General features: G+C 44.2%; 18 protein-coding genes and 1 pseudogene. 5 read left to right on the forward strand and 14 right to left on the reverse strand.

The features are described from left to right. The first annotated feature begins 308 nt into the window (after positions 1-308). The gene (asd, locus tag R7P74_RS09470) at positions 309-1,424 is read left to right on the forward strand and encodes an aspartate-semialdehyde dehydrogenase (RefSeq protein ID WP_005380727.1); all 1,116 of its coding nucleotides are present in this window, start codon (positions 309-311) and stop codon (positions 1,422-1,424) included. A gap of 57 nt (positions 1,425-1,481) precedes the next feature. Here asd and R7P74_RS09475 read toward each other — a convergent pair whose 3' ends face one another. Next, a complete protein-coding gene (locus R7P74_RS09475) occupies positions 1,482-2,345 on the reverse strand; it encodes an ion transporter (RefSeq protein WP_005380728.1) in 864 nt (287 codons plus the stop codon). A 35-nt stretch (positions 2,346-2,380) separates the two neighbouring features. Continuing rightward, on the reverse strand, positions 2,381-3,019 hold the full coding sequence (locus R7P74_RS09480; RefSeq protein ID WP_005380729.1) for a YchE family NAAT transporter: 639 nt from the start codon (positions 3,017-3,019) through the stop codon (positions 2,381-2,383). 650 nt (positions 3,020-3,669) lie between these two features. Between R7P74_RS09480 and adhE the strand changes: the two genes are divergently transcribed. Then, positions 3,670-6,372, forward strand: coding sequence for a bifunctional acetaldehyde-CoA/alcohol dehydrogenase (gene adhE / locus R7P74_RS09485; RefSeq protein ID WP_005380731.1), 2,703 nt, complete (start codon positions 3,670-3,672; stop codon positions 6,370-6,372). A 143-nt stretch (positions 6,373-6,515) separates the two neighbouring features. Here the strand turns inward: adhE and R7P74_RS09490 are convergent, their stop codons facing one another. From R7P74_RS09490 to sodB, 3 genes are all read right to left on the reverse strand, one after another. After that, the gene (locus R7P74_RS09490; RefSeq protein ID WP_005380732.1) at positions 6,516-7,259 is read right to left on the reverse strand and encodes an SDR family oxidoreductase; all 744 of its coding nucleotides are present in this window, start codon (positions 7,257-7,259) and stop codon (positions 6,516-6,518) included. 134 nt (positions 7,260-7,393) lie between these two features. Continuing rightward, positions 7,394-7,897 (reverse strand): VC2046/SO_2500 family protein, encoded by a 504-nt coding sequence (locus tag R7P74_RS09495; protein ID WP_033907342.1) that lies wholly within the window; start codon positions 7,895-7,897, stop codon positions 7,394-7,396. 154 nt (positions 7,898-8,051) lie between these two features. Beyond that, on the reverse strand, positions 8,052-8,636 hold the full coding sequence (gene sodB, locus R7P74_RS09500) for a superoxide dismutase [Fe] (protein ID WP_005396533.1): 585 nt from the start codon (positions 8,634-8,636) through the stop codon (positions 8,052-8,054). Positions 8,637-8,921: 285 nt separating this feature from the next. On the opposite strand from sodB, the gene R7P74_RS09505 reads away from it, so the two are divergent. Beyond that, positions 8,922-9,257, forward strand: a complete 336-nt coding sequence (locus R7P74_RS09505; protein ID WP_017635833.1) for a Grx4 family monothiol glutaredoxin — start codon at positions 8,922-8,924, stop codon at positions 9,255-9,257. 74 nt (positions 9,258-9,331) lie between these two features. Next, the gene (locus R7P74_RS09510; RefSeq protein WP_132936849.1) at positions 9,332-9,961 is read left to right on the forward strand and encodes a DsbA family protein; all 630 of its coding nucleotides are present in this window, start codon (positions 9,332-9,334) and stop codon (positions 9,959-9,961) included. A gap of 77 nt (positions 9,962-10,038) precedes the next feature. On the opposite strand, the gene R7P74_RS09515 is transcribed toward R7P74_RS09510, so the two are convergent. Together R7P74_RS09515 and rnt are read right to left on the reverse strand one after the other, a co-directional pair. Further along, positions 10,039-11,364 (reverse strand): Na+/H+ antiporter family protein, encoded by a 1,326-nt coding sequence (locus tag R7P74_RS09515; protein ID WP_025767202.1) that lies wholly within the window; start codon positions 11,362-11,364, stop codon positions 10,039-10,041. Between the two features lie 28 nt (positions 11,365-11,392). Then, positions 11,393-12,037, reverse strand: a complete 645-nt coding sequence (gene rnt, locus R7P74_RS09520; protein WP_225473372.1) for a ribonuclease T — start codon at positions 12,035-12,037, stop codon at positions 11,393-11,395. Between the two features lie 341 nt (positions 12,038-12,378). On the opposite strand from rnt, the gene motY reads away from it, so the two are divergent. Next, positions 12,379-13,260, forward strand: coding sequence for a flagellar protein MotY (gene motY, locus R7P74_RS09525; protein WP_005384887.1), 882 nt, complete (start codon positions 12,379-12,381; stop codon positions 13,258-13,260). A gap of 120 nt (positions 13,261-13,380) precedes the next feature. On the opposite strand, the gene R7P74_RS09530 is transcribed toward motY, so the two are convergent. The 7 genes and pseudogenes from R7P74_RS09530 to R7P74_RS09560 form a co-directional block, all read right to left on the reverse strand. Next, positions 13,381-13,815, reverse strand: a complete 435-nt coding sequence (locus R7P74_RS09530; RefSeq protein ID WP_005384886.1) for a DUF2753 domain-containing protein — start codon at positions 13,813-13,815, stop codon at positions 13,381-13,383. Between the two features lie 150 nt (positions 13,816-13,965). Beyond that, positions 13,966-14,382 (reverse strand): lactoylglutathione lyase, encoded by a 417-nt coding sequence (gene gloA / locus R7P74_RS09535; RefSeq protein WP_005380739.1) that lies wholly within the window; start codon positions 14,380-14,382, stop codon positions 13,966-13,968. Positions 14,383-14,414: 32 nt separating this feature from the next. Continuing rightward, the gene (nth, locus tag R7P74_RS09540; RefSeq protein ID WP_005380743.1) at positions 14,415-15,056 is read right to left on the reverse strand and encodes an endonuclease III; all 642 of its coding nucleotides are present in this window, start codon (positions 15,054-15,056) and stop codon (positions 14,415-14,417) included. A 64-nt stretch (positions 15,057-15,120) separates the two neighbouring features. After that, positions 15,121-15,813 (reverse strand): electron transport complex subunit E, encoded by a 693-nt coding sequence (locus tag R7P74_RS09545; RefSeq protein ID WP_005380745.1) that lies wholly within the window; start codon positions 15,811-15,813, stop codon positions 15,121-15,123. Beyond that, entirely contained in the window at positions 15,813-16,445 is a 633-nt protein-coding gene (gene rsxG, locus R7P74_RS09550; RefSeq protein WP_005380747.1) for an electron transport complex subunit RsxG, read from the reverse strand. The genes R7P74_RS09545 and rsxG overlap by 1 nt, the downstream gene beginning before the upstream one ends. Before the next feature lie 7 nt (positions 16,446-16,452). Then, a complete protein-coding gene (gene rsxD / locus R7P74_RS09555) occupies positions 16,453-17,499 on the reverse strand; it encodes an electron transport complex subunit RsxD (protein ID WP_005390256.1) in 1,047 nt (348 codons plus the stop codon). Beyond that, positions 17,499-18,015: pseudogene (locus R7P74_RS09560) on the reverse strand (electron transport complex subunit RsxC); the annotation flags it as partial. The pseudogene R7P74_RS09560 and the gene rsxD, both read right to left, overlap by 1 nt.

Here is an 18,015-nt window from a genome sequence, read left to right on the forward strand (position 1 = left end):
AACGTTTGCTTGTGAAATTAACTGTTAGTTTGTTTTAACTTTTTTGGTTTTAAATGTTGTGTAATGTGAAATTATTGTGCTTCATGTGTTATTTTCTCATTGAGTGGTAAGACCAATTAGGGGACTAAAGTGCTTTCCCTACTTGAAAAATGGTTAAAACAGCAAACCAAACACTAAAAAATCTCGTGTAACCCGGTTTTTCAGAGGAAAAGGTTAAAAAACGCGCTTATTTACAAAATAGGGGTTGAGATTTTGCTGTGAAAAATTAACTATGGGGTAGGTTTTTTAATACATGGAGAGTTAATACGATGAGAGTTGGTTTAGTTGGTTGGCGCGGTATGGTTGGTTCAGTCCTTATGCAGCGTATGGTTGAAGAGAAAGACTTCGACCTAATCGAACCAGTATTCTACAGTACTTCTCAAGTTGGTATTCCTGCTCCTAACTTAGGAAAAGACGCAGGCTTACTGCAAGACGCGTATGATATTGAAAGCTTAAAACAGCTTGATGCGGTAATCACCTGTCAAGGTGGTAGCTACACAGAAAAAGTTTTCCCTGCACTTCGTCAGGCTGGTTGGAAAGGCTACTGGATTGACGCGGCCTCTACGCTACGTATGGCTGAAGATTCGATCATCACACTTGATCCAGTGAACTTAAAGCAAATCCAACAAGGCATCCACGGTGGCACGAACACATTTGTCGGTGGTAACTGTACGGTTAGTTTAATGCTAATGGGGCTAGGTGGTCTATTTGAGAAAGGCCTTGTTGAGTGGACAAGCGCAATGACTTATCAAGCCGCATCTGGTGCTGGTGCGCAAAATATGCGTGAGTTGATCTCGCAAATGGGCGTTATCAATGACTCTGTGAGCTCTGAACTTGCAAACCCATCAAGCTCTATCCTAGATATTGATAAGAAAGTTGCGGATACAATGCGCAGCGGCTCTTTCCCTACAGATAAATTCGGTGTGCCACTAGCTGGTTCGTTGATCCCATGGATCGATGTGAAGCGCGATAATGGTCAGAGTAAAGAAGAGTGGAAAGCGGGCGCTGAGGCGAATAAAATTTTGGGTTCTCAAAGTTCACCTGTTCCAATTGACGGTACTTGTGTGCGTATTGGCGCGATGCGTTGTCACTCTCAAGCACTTACTATCAAGCTTAAACAAAATGTACCAATGGACGAAATCGAAGAAATCATCGCCACTCATAACGATTGGGTGAAAGTGATTCCTAACGACCGTGACATCACTGCTCAAGAGCTAACACCGGCAAAAGTTACGGGCACAATGTCTGTACCAGTGGGTCGTTTACGTAAGATGGCAATGGGTGATGATTTCCTAAATGCTTTCACTGTTGGTGACCAACTGCTTTGGGGTGCTGCGGAGCCATTGCGTCGTACTCTGCGAATTATTCTGTCTGAGAAAGCATAATCACATCAATCCTTTATTTGATGACAAAATAAAAGAGCTCCTTAGGGAGCTCTTTTTTCATGCGTCGTCTTCCGTTCGAACGACTCTTTTGTCTGGATCGGCCAGTTCACTACCACAATGTTTACAGTAAATTGCGTCAGAGTCGTGCCCTGCGTGGGAGCAGTTTGGGCATTTCACCAATACTTTGTGCGATTGCATCTCTTGGTGCAGTTCGGCAGTGAAAATACCTGTAGGTACCGCCAAAATGGAATAACCCAGTAACATGGTGAGTGATGCAAGCCCTTTACCTAGGTCTGTTTGAGGGACCAAGTCACCATACCCAACCGTTGTGATGGTCACGATCGCCCAATAAATACTCTTAGGAATGCTAGTAAATCCGTTTTCAGGTCCTTCAATGATAAAAATCAACGAGCCGAAAATCGTTACCATAATGGCGACGGAACTAAAGAAGATAAAAATCTTTCTGCGCGCCATAAGCAGTGAACGTAAGAGGATATTGGACTCTTGGAGGTATCGGACTAACTTGAGTATGCGGAATATTCGCATCACTCGCAGCGCCCTGATCACACCCATAAACGAAGCGGATGGGAAGAAGAGTGCTAAATAAGTGGGCAAAATCGCAAGTAAATCGACGACACCATAAAAACTCTTTGCGTAGGCGGCAGGTTTAGGAGAGCAATAAAGCCTTAGAAGGTATTCAATCGTGAATAGGCCAGTAAATGTGTATTCAATAAACTTCAGCTCTTTTTCCCACTCGGCCCGAACGGAGGGTATCGAATCTAACACCAGTACGATTAACGAGCTGATGATCGCGATAATGAGAGCAATATCGAACGTTTTACCAGCTTTGGTATGAGTACCAAAAATGGTGACATATAGAGTATGTTTAAGAGAGTCAGTCGTCATGACAAAGCGATCCATTGTTGAATCGCTCTATCATACAATTTTATAGAAACTCAGGCTAATCCTGGAAATAAGTTGCGTAAGCCATTCGCAATGAACTCTATGCCAAGCGCGCCCAATATCAAACCCATGATACGAGTAATGACGTTGATTCCAGTTTGACCTAAAAATCGTACGATCAATGGGGCAGAGCGGAACAATAGCCATGAACAAAGGCAGAACAAACCAATCGTAATACTAATGCCCACGGTATCGAACATGCTTGGGTAGCGTGCACCATAAACAATAGTCGAACTGATTGCACCAGGCCCTGCCATTAAAGGCATTGCAAGAGGGACCACACCAATCTGTTCACGACTGACGTATTCCGTTTTCTCTTGTTTGTTCTGCTTATCTTCCCCCAGTTTACCGCTCATCATCGAGAATGCGATGCTAAGTAATAGCAACCCGCCAGCCACACGAAACGAATCCAGAGAAATACTGAACATGTCTAACAGTAACTGACCAGCAAAAAGCGAAATGATCAGGATGATCGCAACAGCCACATTTGCTGTTGTTGCCGTATTGCGCTTTTCGTCTGGTGTCATATGCCCGGTTAGTGACACAAACACAGGCATGATACCAACAGGGTTTACTGCGGCGACCAAACCGAGAAAAAACTGCAAGAAGATAGCAAGTTCAAAAGTTTGCATGTTGCGTACTCATCAAAGTTCACATTAGTGAAAAGGAGAAGGGGTAATTTGGGCGTAATGTAAGGCAAAAGTTAGGTTGTAAGAAATGAAAAAAACTAACGCATTCCCTGCCATTTAAGTGAGAAAAACTAATTCTTTAATAAACTGTATCTAATCTGGAAAGGAAATGTTACGTATAAAGTTGCTGATAAATTGCACTGTTTTACATAAACGTTAACATTCGCACATTTTTGATAAAAACCAAGGTGGTTTGTAGAGAGATGTATTCGGTTCGATATACTCTCAGTAGCACAAAGAATTGGGCCTACATGTAATTTTGTTGGTCAAAAATGAAACTTTTTTACAGGTTGTTGTAGTTTCTTTTATTTATTTGTCCATTTGCTTCTTTTTTACTCAATAAAAAATGAAAGTTAATTTATTTGTTTATCAGTGATTTATGTCATTTTGGTGTGATGAGGCACCACTTTGGTAGTATTTAGGTGGTGAGAACTGATCCAAGTCAATTTTTTTCACACTCTGAAATATTATACTCAGTCCTGAAAGCAATTTACTAAGACGTTTGTTTTCTAAGTGACTGATAAACAGTAAAAACGATAAGTAATAGCCTTAGTAAAAAGTTTTTAATATTTGTTAATTTTAGGAGATTCCCTATGCCTGTAACTAATATGGCTGAACTAGATGCAATGGTTGCTCGCGTTAAGAAAGCGCAAGAAGAGTTCGCTACTTACTCTCAAGAGCAAGTAGATAAAATCTTTCGTGCAGCATCGCTTGCAGCTAACCAGGCCCGTATCCCGCTAGCTCAACAAGCGGTAGAAGAATCTGGTATGGGTATTGTTGAAGATAAAGTAATCAAGAACCACTTCGCTTCTGAGTTTATCTACAACAAATACAAAGACGAACAAACGTGTGGCATCTTAGAAGAGGATGACAACCTAGGTACTATGACTATCGCTGAGCCTGTAGGCATCATCTGCGGTATCGTACCAACGACTAACCCAACTTCTACAGCGATCTTCAAATCTCTAATCTCTTTGAAGACTCGTAACGGTATCATCTTCTCACCACACCCACGTGCGAAAAACTCAACTAACGATGCAGCTAAACTCGTTCTAGATGCAGCAGTAGCAGCAGGCGCACCAAAAGACATCATCGGTTGGATCGACCAGCCTTCTGTTGAGCTTTCAAACGCTCTAATGAAACACGATGACATCGCGCTTATCCTTGCAACTGGTGGTCCAGGCATGGTTAAAGCCGCTTACTCTTCTGGTAAGCCAGCAATCGGTGTAGGTGCAGGTAACGTTCCTGTTGTTATCGATGAAACAGCAGACATCAAACGTGCTGTTGCTTCTATCCTTATGTCCAAGACTTTTGACAACGGTGTAGTATGTGCTTCTGAGCAGGCTGCAATCGTAGTTGATGAAGTATACGACGAAGTGAAAGAGCGTTTTGCTTCTCACAAAGCTTATGTCCTAAGCAAAGCAGAAGCTGATAAAGTTCGTAAAGTGCTTCTTATCGATGGTGCGCTAAACGCCAAAATCGTAGGTCAGCCAGCAGCAGCAATCGCTGAAATGGCAGGCGTTAAAGTTCCAGCAGACACTAAAGTTCTTGTTGGTGAAGGTCTGGGCAAAGTATCTCACGATGACGCATTCGCTCACGAGAAACTATCTCCAACTCTAGGTCTATTCCGTGCTGACAACTTCGAAGACGCGGTTGCTCAAGCGGTAACTATGGTTGAGATTGGTGGTATCGGCCACACATCTGGTCTTTACACTAACCAAGATACTAACGCTGACCGTATCCGTTACTTCGGTGACAAGATGAAGACAGCTCGTATCCTAATCAACATCCCGACTACTCACGGTGGTATCGGTGACTTGTACAACTTCAACGTTGCGCCATCTCTAACGCTAGGTTGTGGTTCTTGGGGTGGTAACTCTATCTCTGAGAACGTAGGTCCTAAACACCTAATCAACAAGAAAACTGTAGCGAAGCGAGCTGAAAACATGTTGTGGCACAAACTACCTAAGTCTATCTACTTCCGTCGTGGTAGCCTTCCAATCGCGCTGGGCGACCTAGAAGGTAAGAAACGTGCATTCCTAGTAACTGACCGTTTCCTATTCAACAACGGTTACGCAGATGACGTAGTAAGCCTACTGAAAGCTCAAGGCATGGAAGTTCAAACATTCTTCGATGTTGAAGCTGACCCAACACTGTCTGTAGTAGAAAAAGGTGCGGCTCAAATGGCTAGCTACCAACCTGACGTTATCCTAGCGCTAGGCGGTGGTTCACCAATGGATGCAGCGAAAATCATGTGGGTAATGTACGAGCACCCAGAAACTCACTTTGAAGAACTAGCAATGCGCTTTATGGACATCCGTAAACGTATCTACAAGTTCCCTAAAATGGGTAAAAAAGCTGAGCTTGTATGTATCACTACAACTTCAGGTACTGGTTCAGAAGTTACTCCATTCGCGGTTGTTACTGACGACAAGACTGGTGCTAAATACCCACTAGCTGACTACGAAATCACGCCAAACATGGCAATCGTTGATGCGAACCTAGTAATGAACATGCCTAAGTCTCTAACAGCATTTGGTGGTTACGATGCAGTAACTCACGCTCTAGAAGCTTACGTTTCTGTTCTTGCTAACGAATACTCAGATGGCCAAGCTCTTCAAGCACTTAAGATGCTAAAAGAGTACCTACCATCAAGCTATGCGAACGGTGCAAATGACCCAATCGCTCGTGAGAAAGTACACAACGCAGCTACTATCGCTGGTGTTGCATTTGCGAACGCATTCCTAGGTGTTTGTCACTCAATGGCTCACAAACTGGGTGCTGAGTTCCACTTGCCACATGGCCTAGCTAACGCACTACTTATCTCTAACGTGGTACGTTACAACGCGAACGACAATCCAACTAAACAAACTGCGTTCTCTCAATACGACCGTCCACAAGCACGTCGTCGTTACGCTGAAGTTGCTGACCACCTAGGCCTAAGCCAAGAAGGTGACCGTACTGCTCAGAAGATTGAACGTCTACTAGCATGGTTGGATGAACTAAAAGTTAACCTAGACATCCCAATGTCTATCCAAGCGGCAGGTGTTGCTGAATCAGATTTCGTAGCGAAACTGGATGAGCTAGCGGTAGAAGCGTTCGATGACCAATGTACTGGTGCGAACCCACGTTACCCTCTAATCAGCGAACTTAAAGATGTGTTGATGGCTTCTTACTACGGTAAAGCATTTGTTGAAGGCGAAACTTTCGAAGGTACAACTGTTATCAAGAAGAAAGCAGACCAAGAAGCAGCAAAAGCAGCACCTAAAGCAAAGAAAGAAAAAGCTGACGCGTAATTAAAAAATCGAGTGAGCAAGGTTTTCGCTAGCACGGAACCTTAATCGGGAAAAGGTTAAAGCCCCAGTCAAATGACTGGGGCTTTTTTTATTTTGGTGCAGGAGTTACATCTGGCTTGGGAAAACAGAGTTGCTGTGTATGCTTACACTTCGGTCGCAACTACTCGGCCACTGAAGTATTCATTCGCGACGATGTATGCTGTGTTGCGGACTAGTTCGTCTTGGATCTCAGCCCAGTGCCTCTCGTTTAGCTCTTCTTTTGTATGATTTACCGAGGGAATAACGCCGCCCACTCGAATGTTGAATGGTGTGAGTTCTTTTGCCCAGCTGTGAGTAAAACCTGACACCAACGCCGCCATGCTTTCAACGCCCGTAAAGTCTTCATGGTTGTCATGAGAAATGACGTTAACAATGACGCCTTTCTTGTTTCTGGCTCGAAAGCGCTCTGCTCCTACTTGGCCGTAGGTATAAAGGAAGCGTGCCGCAGACGACAAGTGATCAATGTAAGTACTCATTGGTTCTGGCGCCATTAAGCCAGGCATAGGGGAGCTGGTCCAGCAATTAACAATCACATCTGGTGTCGCACGTAGCTGTGATTCTATCTGATCAAACAATAAGTTAATGGACGTTGTGTTATCACTACACACATTCATCGCATACACTTTGTCAGTGAAAGCGCTGATTTGCTCATAGCTCGCTCTCAAAGCGCTAGAATTTTGGTCACAAAGAATCAACGTTGCTCCAAGGTGAGCAAAGTGATTTGCACAGGTTCTTCCTATAACCGAACCTGCAGACGTGACGAGAATAATTGATTCTTTGATATCCATAGCACCTTCACTGTATCCATATGTGAAAAACAATACACCAGTGGTTTGTGCTAATAGCATGGTTGAAATTCGTTGGGTTCAGTGTGAAAGGCTTCAAACTAACGCTTTCGAGTGAGGACTATTGTGCGGTAATTTGTAAGACGTCACATTTCTGACGTGTAGGTATTGCAAGCTATTGGATAAAAAGCGGATCTCTATGCTTTAGCTTGAATTTGATGCTGACGTTGAGCCGTCACTAGCTGATTATATAGCCCAGCATCTGGGATCAGTTGTTTGTTGCGTTCGCCCAATCTGCGTCGCTCATGACCAGATAGGTTGTGATAAACCTCCTCTGGTAGGTTGAATGTGTCTTCAGGTAGGTAAGTCAGCGCATCTGGTTTTAGGTAATGGCTCAGCTTTGCGGAAGGCAATCCTGCATCGTGAAACTGTTTCGCTTGTTCAGCTGCGAGTTCATAGCTGCTGCTATCAGAACGAAGAGCTTGAGGTTGCGATAAACCCAATTGTTGGCGAAGAATACTGTCACTGGTGATGACTTCCTGGACCTCTTCAACTGGGACCACATCGCGAACATCATTAGAGAACATAGACAGAATCAGCGAGAAATCCGCACGACGACCTTCGTGTACGGCATGGTTAATACCATTACCGAACTGAAGTTCGTTGATAATTGCAGCTTTGTCTAACGTATGAATTTGCATGATGTTCCTCGCTCGATGCTCTTTTAACGGCGTGGATAAGAAAAACTTTAGTAAAAGAGGGAATTACTTAAAGGTGCTAGGGAAGGCGAAACAAAAAAGCCCGCTAAATAGCGAGCTTTTGAATAAGACTAAATTGAACTTAGGGGGAAGTATATTACTTCGCTAGGTTCTCAGCTACGAAGTCCCAGTTTACTAGAGCCCAGAAGCCGTTCATGTAATCAGGACGTACGTTGCGGTAATCGATGTAGTACGCGTGTTCCCATAGGTCAACAGTTAGAAGTGGTGTTGTACCTTCTTCTGTTAGAGGAGTAGCAGCGTTAGAAGTGTTAACGATCTCTAGAGAGCCGTCAGCTTTCTTAACCAGCCAAGTCCATGAAGAACCGAAGTTGTTGATTGCTGAATCAGTAAACTTCGCTTTGAATTCTTCAAAAGAACCGAATGCTGCGTTGATAGCGTCTGCAACTGCGCCAGTTGGCTCGCCGCCCGCATTTGGAGCAAGACAGTGCCAGTAGAACGTGTGGTTCCAGATTTGCGCTGCGTTGTTGAATACGCCACCAGTAGAAGTCTTGATGATCTCTTCTAGAGTTTTGCCTTCGAACTCAGTACCAGGGATAAGACCGTTAAGCTTAACAACGTAAGTGTTGTGGTGCTTACCGTGGTGGTAGTCTAGAGTCTCTGCTGAGATGTGTGGTTCTAGTGCGTCTTTCGCGTAAGGAAGAGCTGGTAGTTCAAATGCCATTACTCGATTCTCCATTGATTTGAAAGGATGACCTTTCGATTGCTTCCAGTGTTTTTTTATAGCTATGTCGCCTTTAAGGCTGACTTGCTAAGTATTTTAGCAAGTTTTTACTTTATTAAAACCCCGATATGAAAATATTTTAAGAGGTTAGCAGTGGTGAAGTGCTGCATTGCTCGCCAATGAGCAACCTAAAATTAAGCCTTATTAATTATGTGGTTTTTATTCTGTCGTTATTGAGTAGAATGTGGCAAATAAATAAAGTTCAAACCCATGAATGAGGAAGCGATGGAAACTATCGACAAAATCAAACAGCAGATCTCTGAAAACTCAATCCTGCTGTACATGAAAGGATCACCGAAACTACCTAGCTGTGGTTTCTCTTCTCAAGCGTCACAGGCACTAATGGCATGTGGTGAGAAGTTCGCTTACGTAGACATTCTGCAAAACCCAGATATCCGTGCTGAGTTACCAAAGTACGCGCAATGGCCAACTTTCCCTCAACTATGGGTTGAAGGTGAGCTTATCGGCGGTTGTGACATTATTCTAGAAATGTTCCAAAAAGGTGAACTGCAGCCTCTAATCAAAGAAGCAGCAGCGCGCGCTGAAGATCAAGCTGAGTAATTCGTAAATACTCACATTTAGCGATAGAATACGAAGGAGCCGTACTGGCTCCTTTTTCTTTTTAGGTTAGTGGAATGAACATAAAGCTTTACTACGTGCATGACCCAATGTGCAGTTGGTGTTGGGGTTACAAACCAACGCTGGATAAACTAAAACAGCAACTGCCAGGTGTGATTCAGTTTGAGTATGTGGTTGGTGGTCTTGCGCCAGATACTAATTTACCGATGCCGCCCGAGATGCAACAAAAACTCGAAGGTATTTGGAAGCAGATTGAGCGCCAGTTAGGCACTAAGTTTAACTACGATTTCTGGAAGCTTTGTACGCCAGTTAGAAGCACTTACCAATCTTGTCGTGCGGTTATTGCAGCGGGCTTTCAAGACTCTTATGAGCAGATGCTAGAAGCGATTCAGCATGCGTATTACTTACGTGCGATGCCTCCTCATGAAGAAGCCACTCACTTGCAACTAGCGAGAGAAATTGGCTTGAATGTTCAGCAATTCAAGAATGACATGGATGGCTCTTTCTTAGAAGGTGTGTTCGAAGATCAATTGAGCCTTGCAAAGAGCCTAGGTGTGAGCTCTTACCCTAGCTTGGTTCTTAAAATTAACGACGCTTATTTTCCGATTGCCATCGATTACCTGTCGACAGAACCAACCTTGAAGCTGATTCGTGAGCGTATTATTGACAATATGCCAGCGCAATAACCACAGTTATGAATAACAAAAAGCCGCTCATTGAGCGGCTTTTTCGTAACTAATGTATATCCATCCAAACAATAGTATTAAAGCACCATTGCTGCAATCCAACCAAAGATGATTAGAGGGATATTATAATGGATAAAGGTTGGAACGACTGTTTCCCAAATGTGCTCATGTTGACCGTCGGCATTTAGACCAGATGTAGGGCCTAATGTAGAGTCAGAAGCTGGAGAGCCTGCATCACCTAACGCCGCTGCAGTACCTACCAGTGCAATCGTTGCCATCGGCGAGAAACCGAATGCTAGCGCAAGAGGAACATAGATAGTTGCAAGGATTGGAATCGTAGAGAACGATGAACCAATGCCCATTGTTACTAATAGACCAACGATCAGCATCAGTAGTGCAGCTAGAGGCTTATTGTCACCGATGCTGGTTGATAGCGATTGTACTAGTGTTTCAACACCGCCAGTTTGCTTCATTACTGCTGCAAAACCTGCCGCTGCGATCATGATGAAGCCAATCATTGCCATCATGTGTACACCTTTAGTGAACACGTCGTGCGTCTCTTTCCATGCGATAACGCCGCCGAAAGTGAACACCATAAAGCCAGCTAGAGCACCGATAATCATTGAACCCGTGTAAAGCTGAACACCCAATGCAGCGACAATACCAAGTGCCGCAACTAAGATGTGCTTTTTATTGATGACATGATCGGTTTCGTCAACGACAGTCAACTCAGTTTCTTTGTAGACACGCGGTTTACGATAGCTAACAAAGATAGCCAGTAATAGACCAAACAGCATGCCTGCACCTGGCAGTAACATGGCGGTTGGGACTTGGCCTGCAACCACGTTTTCCAAACCGTTGTCATGTAGGTTCTTTAATAGAATGTTGTTTAAGAAAATACCGCCGAAACCAACAGGTAAGATCATGTAAGGTGTGATCAAACCGAAGGTAAGAACACACGCGACCAAACGTCGATCGAGCTTAAGTTTCGCAAATACGCCCAAAAGAGGTGGAATCAAAATTGGAATAAAGGCGATATGGACCGGAATTACGTTTTGAGATGACATAGTGACAAGAACGAGCGCGACTAACACCGCGTACTTTAACCCGGTAGTTGACGCCGAGTTTTCTTTACCATTTAAGCGCTTGATAACACTTTTGGCCAGTAGATCCGTGATGCCTGATTTCGAGATGGCAACAGCGAAAGTACCTAACATGGCGTAGCTTAGCGCGATAGTTGCACCGCCACCTAGACCACTTTCAAATGCGGCAACCGTATCCCCAAGGCTCATGCCTGCGACTAGGCCGCCTACGATGGCACTAAACGTGAGGGCAACCACCACGTTTACGCGCATCAATGCTAACACGAGCATGACGCACACTGATATAACGACAGGATTCATACTTTTCCTAATATGTTGTGTTTACTTATTATTCTTCGTCGACAAGCGGCCAACCGCCGAGGGCCTTCCATTTGTTGACAATACCGCAGAATAATTCTGCTGTTTTTTGTGTATCGTAAAGCGCAGAGTGTGCTTCACGGTTATCAAATTCCATCCCGGCTGTTCTGCATGCTTTAGCGAGAACTGTTTGGCCATAAGCAAGGCCACTTAATGTAGCCGTATCAAAAGTAGCAAAGGGATGAAAAGGGACTCTTTTTAGTTTACAGCGTTCATTTGCTGCGTTTACAAAACCCAAGTCGAATGCTGCGTTATGAGCAACCATAATTGCACGTGAGCAATCTGCGGCTTTTTGTTCTTTGCGAATAAGCTTATAAATTTCCTTTAGCGCCTCTTGCTCAGAAACAGCACCTCGAAGAGGGCTGAAAGGGTCACGAATACCATTGAATTCAAGCGCTTCTTTTTCTAAGTTAGCGCCTTCAAATGGTTCCACATGAAAATGAATGGTGGAGGCCGGATGCAACACGCCATGTTCGTCCATTTTCAACGTAACGGCACAGATTTCTAAAAGTGCATCAGTTTGAGCATTGAAACCAGCGGTCTCAACGTCTACTACCACAGGGAAATAACCACGAAAGCGTTTTTTCAAGGTTAGAGCTTCATTTTCTAGTGTCATGTTGGCTTATTTTTGTGTGACGAAGGCTGCATTATTGCAGATTATACCGATGAGAAAAACCGCAATTTAAGAGAAAACCGGAATTCTATTTTGCATCCAATCAATAAGTTTGTATTGCATATTATGTAGACGTTTATTCGCCATACTTTGCATCATGTAAACCGATAAAACATGAGGAAGTAAAACGCTAAGTGGCGGTTAAGGTGATTGGAACACGGTGGCTCACATTAATGGCAGTGTGACAGATAACCCTATATTGGCGAGATTTTTGCATGCTGGTTGAAGTGGTTTTATTGATGCAAATTGACGGCAACAGACTGCCGTTTAAGAGACAGTATTAGATGAAGAAATGGCTAATTACCAGTGGTGTTGTATTTTCGTTGTTTAGCACAAGCAGCTTCGCTTTGATGGGCAAACGTTATGCTGCAACTCCACAGCAATCTCAATGGGAAATGGTGGTCAATACACCATTAGAATGTCAGCTTGTACACCCCATTCCAAGCTTTGGAGATGCGGTATTTTCATCTCGTGCGAATAAAAAAATCAATTTAGACTTTGAGTTAAAAATGCGTCGCCCGATGGGAGAAACACGTAACGTCAGTCTCATTTCTATGCCGCCACCTTGGCGACCAGGTGAACACGCCGATCGAATTACAAACCTAAAGTTTTTTAAACAGTTTGATGGTTATGTCGGAGGGCAAACAGCATGGGGCATTTTGTCTGAGCTGGAAAAAGGCCGTTATCCGACTTTTAGTTACCAAGATTGGCAGAGCCGAGATCAGAGAATTGAAGTCGCATTGTCATCAGTACTGTTTCAAAACAAGTACAACGCGTTTAGCGACTGTATTTCCAACTTATTGAAATACAGTTTCGAGGACATTGCTTTTACGATTTTGCACTACGAAAGACAAGGTGATCAGTTAACCAAGGCTTCTAAAAAGCGTTTATCACAAATTGCAGATTATATCCGACATAATCAAGATATCGATCTCGTGCTGGTGGCGACGTACACAGATTCAACCGATGGTAAAAGTGCGAGTCAAAGTTTATCAGAGCGACGTGCAGAGTCACTTCGTGATTATTTTCAGTCTCTAGGGCTACCGGAAGATCGAATTCAAGTGCAAGGGTACGGCAAGCGTCGTCCTATTGCAGATAACGGTTCGCCAATAGGAAAAGACAAAAACCGCCGAGTCGTGATATCTCTAGGGCGAACCCAAGTGTGATGCTTATAAAAACGCCGAAGCTGAAAGCTTCGGCGTTTTTGATTTACTGACGTTGTTAATAATATTTTAGTGGTATTTTGCCAAGCACCTTTCGGTGATTCCTACTGTATAATTTGAATGTTAGTTTAAGCGGAATTTGGCAATGACTTCGCAATTGGTTGCGGTATCTATTTTTTCAACCTGTTTGGCAATAGCCGGATTAGGGTGACGCTTCATAAAGTCTATCAACGCCTTAGTACAGCATCCTATCGAGTCGATAAAGCTTGCACACTCTTTATTTGGGCATTGTGGGATAAGTGTTAAGACTTTCTCAGAGGCCAGTTGAAGGTATTTGAGTTCATAGTCAGTATCTCCAGCCCAACGCCAGAACTGAGCTAAGTTATGACAAGAAATCACAGAAATTAATAATCGCTCGTCCGCCTCAATTTCCACACATTCGCTGATATCTTCACTCAGGCTTAGGGCTTGCTGGTAATGAAGAATGCTGCGAACAGGGTCATCTAGTTGAAGTGCCGTATCGGCTAGAAGTGTGTGTTTTTCCCATTCACTGATCATTATCGTAATCCCGCATATCGAAGTTGCGGACAAATCTAAACGATAACTATTATCAAGTAAAGAGTTTTGTTTATAAAAGGACAGGCAGATCGCAGACCTGCCTGTAATCGGAGTTCAACTTGCAGTACAAGTGATTATTAGAAGTGCCGCTTAGCCTTCAAGACCTGCTGAAGCTTGCTTGTTTTGAATAAGCTCAATCATATAACCATCTGGGTCTTTTACGAATGCAATGTGCGTGCTTCCGCCTTTTACTGGACCTGGCTCACGCGTCACATTACCGCCCGCCGCTTTGATAGCGTCGCAAGTTGTGTAGATATCATCAACACCAATGGCGATATGACCAAAAGCAGTACCTAGGTCATACTCAGTTTTACCCCAGTTGTAAGTCAGTTCGATCACTGCACCTTGGGATTCGTCACCATAACCAAGAAACGCTAGCGTGTATTCGTACTCTTTATTTTCGTTAGTACGAAGCAGCTGCATGCCCATAACTTCAGTGTAAAACTTGATGGATTTGTCTAGATCACCTACGCGAAGCATAGTGTGGAGAATTCGACCGTTTGACATTTTTTGCTCCTAGCTTTGATTTACAAATAGCGTTAGCTATCTGGGTATACTTTCTCTTTATATTCGCACAAATCTTCGATAATGCAGCTACCGCAGCGAGGCTTTCTTGCTACGCACGTATAACGACCATGAAGAATGAGCCAGTGGTGCACATCGAGTTTGAACTCTTTTGGCACAACTTTTAATAGCTTCTGCTCGACATCATCAACCGTTTTTCCCATCGCAAATTTAGTGCGATTCGACACGCGATAAATGTGCGTATCGACGGCAATAGTTGGCCAACCAAAAGCGGTGTTGAGCACGACGTTTGCGGTCTTGCGACCTACGCCTGGCAGCGCTTCTAACGCTGCACGATCTTCAGGAACTTCACCATTGTGTTTTTCCAACAAGATCTTACAAGTCTTGATTGTGTTTTCTGCCTTTGAGTTAAACAAACCGATTGTCTTTATGTATTCTTTTAAGCCATCGACTCCCAAATCAAGAATGCTTTGAGGTGTATTCGCTACAGGGAAAAGCTTGTCGGTGGCTTTATTGACGCTTACATCGGTTGCTTGAGCTGATAGTAATACAGCGATTAGCAGCTCAAAAGGGGAGCTCCAGTTAAGCTCAGTTTGAGGATTCGGATTGTTTTCTCGTAATCGCTCAAGAATTTCGATTCTTTTTATTTTGTTCATTGCTGACTTCCAATACCGTCTCTGCGGTTTATGAAAAAGGCTCCTATGACAGAGCCTTATCTTGTTATGCGTTAGTGACGCGAGCACGTTCTATGGTTGGTTTTTCTTCTTTTGGTTGACGTGCCTGAATTGAATTATCTATGACATTTTTGAGCGCTATCAACAGCCCAACACCGATAAATGCACCAGGTGGGAGAAGCGCTAACAGGAAGCTATTGTCAAATTGGAAAACTTGAATCCGTAGAGCTGAAGCCCAGTCTCCTAGGAGAAGGTCTGCTCCGTCGAATAGTGTGCCATTACCAATTAATTCGCGCATGGCACCTAAAACAACCAAGACGCTCGTCATACCAAGGCCCATCCACAAACCATCTAGCGCAGCGGGTGCAACATCATTTTTTGACGCGTAAGCTTCTGCTCGGCCAATAATAATGCAGTTCGTTACAATCAGAGGAATAAAGATACCTAGAGACAGGTACAAACCGTACGCATAGGCATTCATTAACAACTGAACGCAGGTAACGAGTGAGGCAATGATCATAACGAATACAGGTATACGGATCTCTTTTGGCACATAGTTACGGATAAGAGAAACTGTTACGTTGGATCCAACTAGCACGAGTAAGGTTGCAATACCAAGACCTAATGCATTGGTTATCGTGGAAGAAACCGCTAGCAGTGGACATAAGCCCAGCAGTTGTACGAGAGCGGGGTTATTACTCCACATACCGTTTTTCATCAGTAATTTATTCTCATTCATTACTGCTCTCCTTCACAGCCTAACGGCTGGCTAAGAATGTCTTCACGAGATTGGTTTACGTAGTTAACGGTATTTCGCACCACTTTTACGACGGCTCTTGGCGTGATCGTTGCACCAGTAAATTGATCGAAATCGCCGCCATCTTTACGAACTTTCCACGAATTCCAATTGTTTTCCGTGACTTGTTTTCCTGTAAAGCTCAGGATCCAGTCTGTGACACGAAGATCGATTTTATCGCCCAGACCAGGGGTTTCTTGGTGGTTTAGGACGCGTGTCCCCAAAATATTGCCCTGATTATCAATCCCAGTAATTACTTTTATCTCACCATTGTAGCCATCTGGCGCGATAGATTCTATTGCGATTGCTGTTGGTTCACCATTCTTCGTGGCGAGGTAGGCTGGCATCGCACGTAATGTCCCCAGATCTGGAGACGTGACCATTGTACAAGCTTGCGTGAGTGCGTTGTCATGCATATTTTCTGGAATGACTTGATTCAAAACAGAAAGTAATTGTTTTTGCTCTTGTACCTTGATTTGGTCTTTTGTTAGGTACTGAGTAAGGGCGACTAATCCGGTTGTTGCACATGCAAAGATCGCGAGTGTCAGACCATTTTTTCTAATAGCGGTTAACATGTTTACCTCAGTGACCGTAAGTTCTAGGTTTGGTGTAGTAATCGATCAGTGGCACACACATATTTGCAAGCAACACTGCAAATGCAACACCATCTGGGAAACCGCCCCAACTGCGAATGATAAAAACCAAAGCACCAATAAGCGCACCGAAGATTAAACGTCCTTTGACGGTGGTAGACGCCGAAACGGGATCGGTTGCAATAAAGAATGCGCCAAGCATGGTTGCACCAGATAACAAGTGTAAAACTGGCGACGCAGTTTCCCCTGGCGTCAGCAACGTGAACACTAGGCTAAACAGAGTCAGACTCGCAAGGAAACCTGCTGGAATATACCATTGGATGATACGCTTTTTGATCATGACTATGCCGCCAAGAAGGTAAGCAAGGTTTACCCATTGCCAACCAATACCACCTAAGCCATCAAATATTGGCTGCGACATTACTTCGCTTGGAGTGGCACCTGTAAGAATGCCAGTCTTAAATGCATCAAGTGGTGTCGCCATTGTCACGCCGTCAACACCTGAGCGAACTTGCTGAAGTGATAAGCCGTCGTAATCATAGCCCGTAAAAATTAAAGAGAGTGTATCTGCAAAATTTACATGATCAGGTATGAGTGATGTCGGTGCACTCCAACTCGTCATTTGTACTGGGAAAGAGATCAACAAGACCACATAAGCGACCATTGCAGGGTTGAATAAGTTTTGTCCAAGGCCACCATAGAGGTGTTTAGCAATTACTATCGCAAAAATAAGCCCGATCACCATAATCCACCACGGAGACCATGGTGGTATAGCAACGGCTAATAACCAAGCGGTAACTATTGCACTGTTATCACGTAGCGCTCTCATTGGTGAGCGTTTACGACAGATCATGACTAAGGCTTCAAGGGATACAGCGACTGCAATGGCAAAAATCAGCTGAATAAGCGTACCCCAGCCAAAGAAGTAGGTTTGAGCTACTAAACCTGGAAGTGCGCAAAGTGCCACCCATTTCATTAAGTCTGGCGTACTACGACGACTGTGGGTATGCGGTGAACTGGCAATAAAAAACGACACTACTCGTTCTCCTCAGTATTATTTTTATTAGCTTCTTGTTGCGCTTTGCGTGCCTTCGCGCGCGCAATTGCTGCGGCAACCGCGGCTTTCTTCGGATCCACTTCTGGTTCTTCGGAGGTTGCTTCTTCAACAGGCTCTGTTTGCGTTTCTTGCTTCGCTTTGCGCGCTTTGGCTCGAGCGATGGCAGCAGCCACGGCGGCTTTTTTCGGATCGTCGGTTTGCTCGGCAGGTGCTTCAGCTTCTTCCGCTTCAGTTGAGTCTGCTTGTTTCGCTTTACGAGCCTTCGCGCGCGCAATTGCTGCGGCAACCGCGGCTTTCTTCGGATCCACTTCTGGTTCTTCGGAAGTTGCTTCTTCAACAGGCTCTGTTTGCGTTTCTTGCTTCGCTTTACGCGCTTTGGCACGTGCAATGGCAGCTGCCACGGCGGCTTTTTTCGGATCTTCGGTTTGCTCGGCAGGTGCTTCAGCTTCTTCCGCTTCAGCTGAGTCTGCTTGCTTCGCTTTTCGCGCTTTGGCT

This window comes from Vibrio sp. 2033, assembly GCF_033339735.1.

Bases quoted from the DNA above. Each gene is read 5' to 3' on its own strand.
- asd (WP_005380727.1), top strand. From the start codon at position 309: ATGAGAGTTGGTTTAGTTGGTTGGCGCGGTATGGTTGGTTCAGTCCTT.
- R7P74_RS09475 (WP_005380728.1), bottom strand. From the start codon at position 2,345: ATGGATCGCTTTGTCATGACGACTGACTCTCTTAAACATACTCTATAT.
- R7P74_RS09480 (WP_005380729.1), bottom strand. From the start codon at position 3,019: ATGCAAACTTTTGAACTTGCTATCTTCTTGCAGTTTTTTCTCGGTTTG.
- adhE (WP_005380731.1), top strand. From the start codon at position 3,670: ATGCCTGTAACTAATATGGCTGAACTAGATGCAATGGTTGCTCGCGTT.
- R7P74_RS09490 (WP_005380732.1), bottom strand. From the start codon at position 7,259: ATGCTATTAGCACAAACCACTGGTGTATTGTTTTTCACATATGGATAC.
- R7P74_RS09495 (WP_033907342.1), bottom strand. From the start codon at position 7,897: ATGCAAATTCATACGTTAGACAAAGCTGCAATTATCAACGAACTTCAG.
- sodB (WP_005396533.1), bottom strand. From the start codon at position 8,636: ATGGCATTTGAACTACCAGCTCTTCCTTACGCGAAAGACGCACTAGAA.
- R7P74_RS09505 (WP_017635833.1), top strand. From the start codon at position 8,922: ATGGAAACTATCGACAAAATCAAACAGCAGATCTCTGAAAACTCAATC.
- R7P74_RS09510 (WP_132936849.1), top strand. From the start codon at position 9,332: ATGAACATAAAGCTTTACTACGTGCATGACCCAATGTGCAGTTGGTGT.
- R7P74_RS09515 (WP_025767202.1), bottom strand. From the start codon at position 11,364: ATGAATCCTGTCGTTATATCAGTGTGCGTCATGCTCGTGTTAGCATTG.
- rnt (WP_225473372.1), bottom strand. From the start codon at position 12,037: ATGACACTAGAAAATGAAGCTCTAACCTTGAAAAAACGCTTTCGTGGT.
- motY (WP_005384887.1), top strand. From the start codon at position 12,379: ATGAAGAAATGGCTAATTACCAGTGGTGTTGTATTTTCGTTGTTTAGC.
- R7P74_RS09530 (WP_005384886.1), bottom strand. From the start codon at position 13,815: ATGATCAGTGAATGGGAAAAACACACACTTCTAGCCGATACGGCACTT.
- gloA (WP_005380739.1), bottom strand. From the start codon at position 14,382: ATGTCAAACGGTCGAATTCTCCACACTATGCTTCGCGTAGGTGATCTA.
- nth (WP_005380743.1), bottom strand. From the start codon at position 15,056: ATGAACAAAATAAAAAGAATCGAAATTCTTGAGCGATTACGAGAAAAC.
- R7P74_RS09545 (WP_005380745.1), bottom strand. From the start codon at position 15,813: ATGAATGAGAATAAATTACTGATGAAAAACGGTATGTGGAGTAATAAC.
- rsxG (WP_005380747.1), bottom strand. From the start codon at position 16,445: ATGTTAACCGCTATTAGAAAAAATGGTCTGACACTCGCGATCTTTGCA.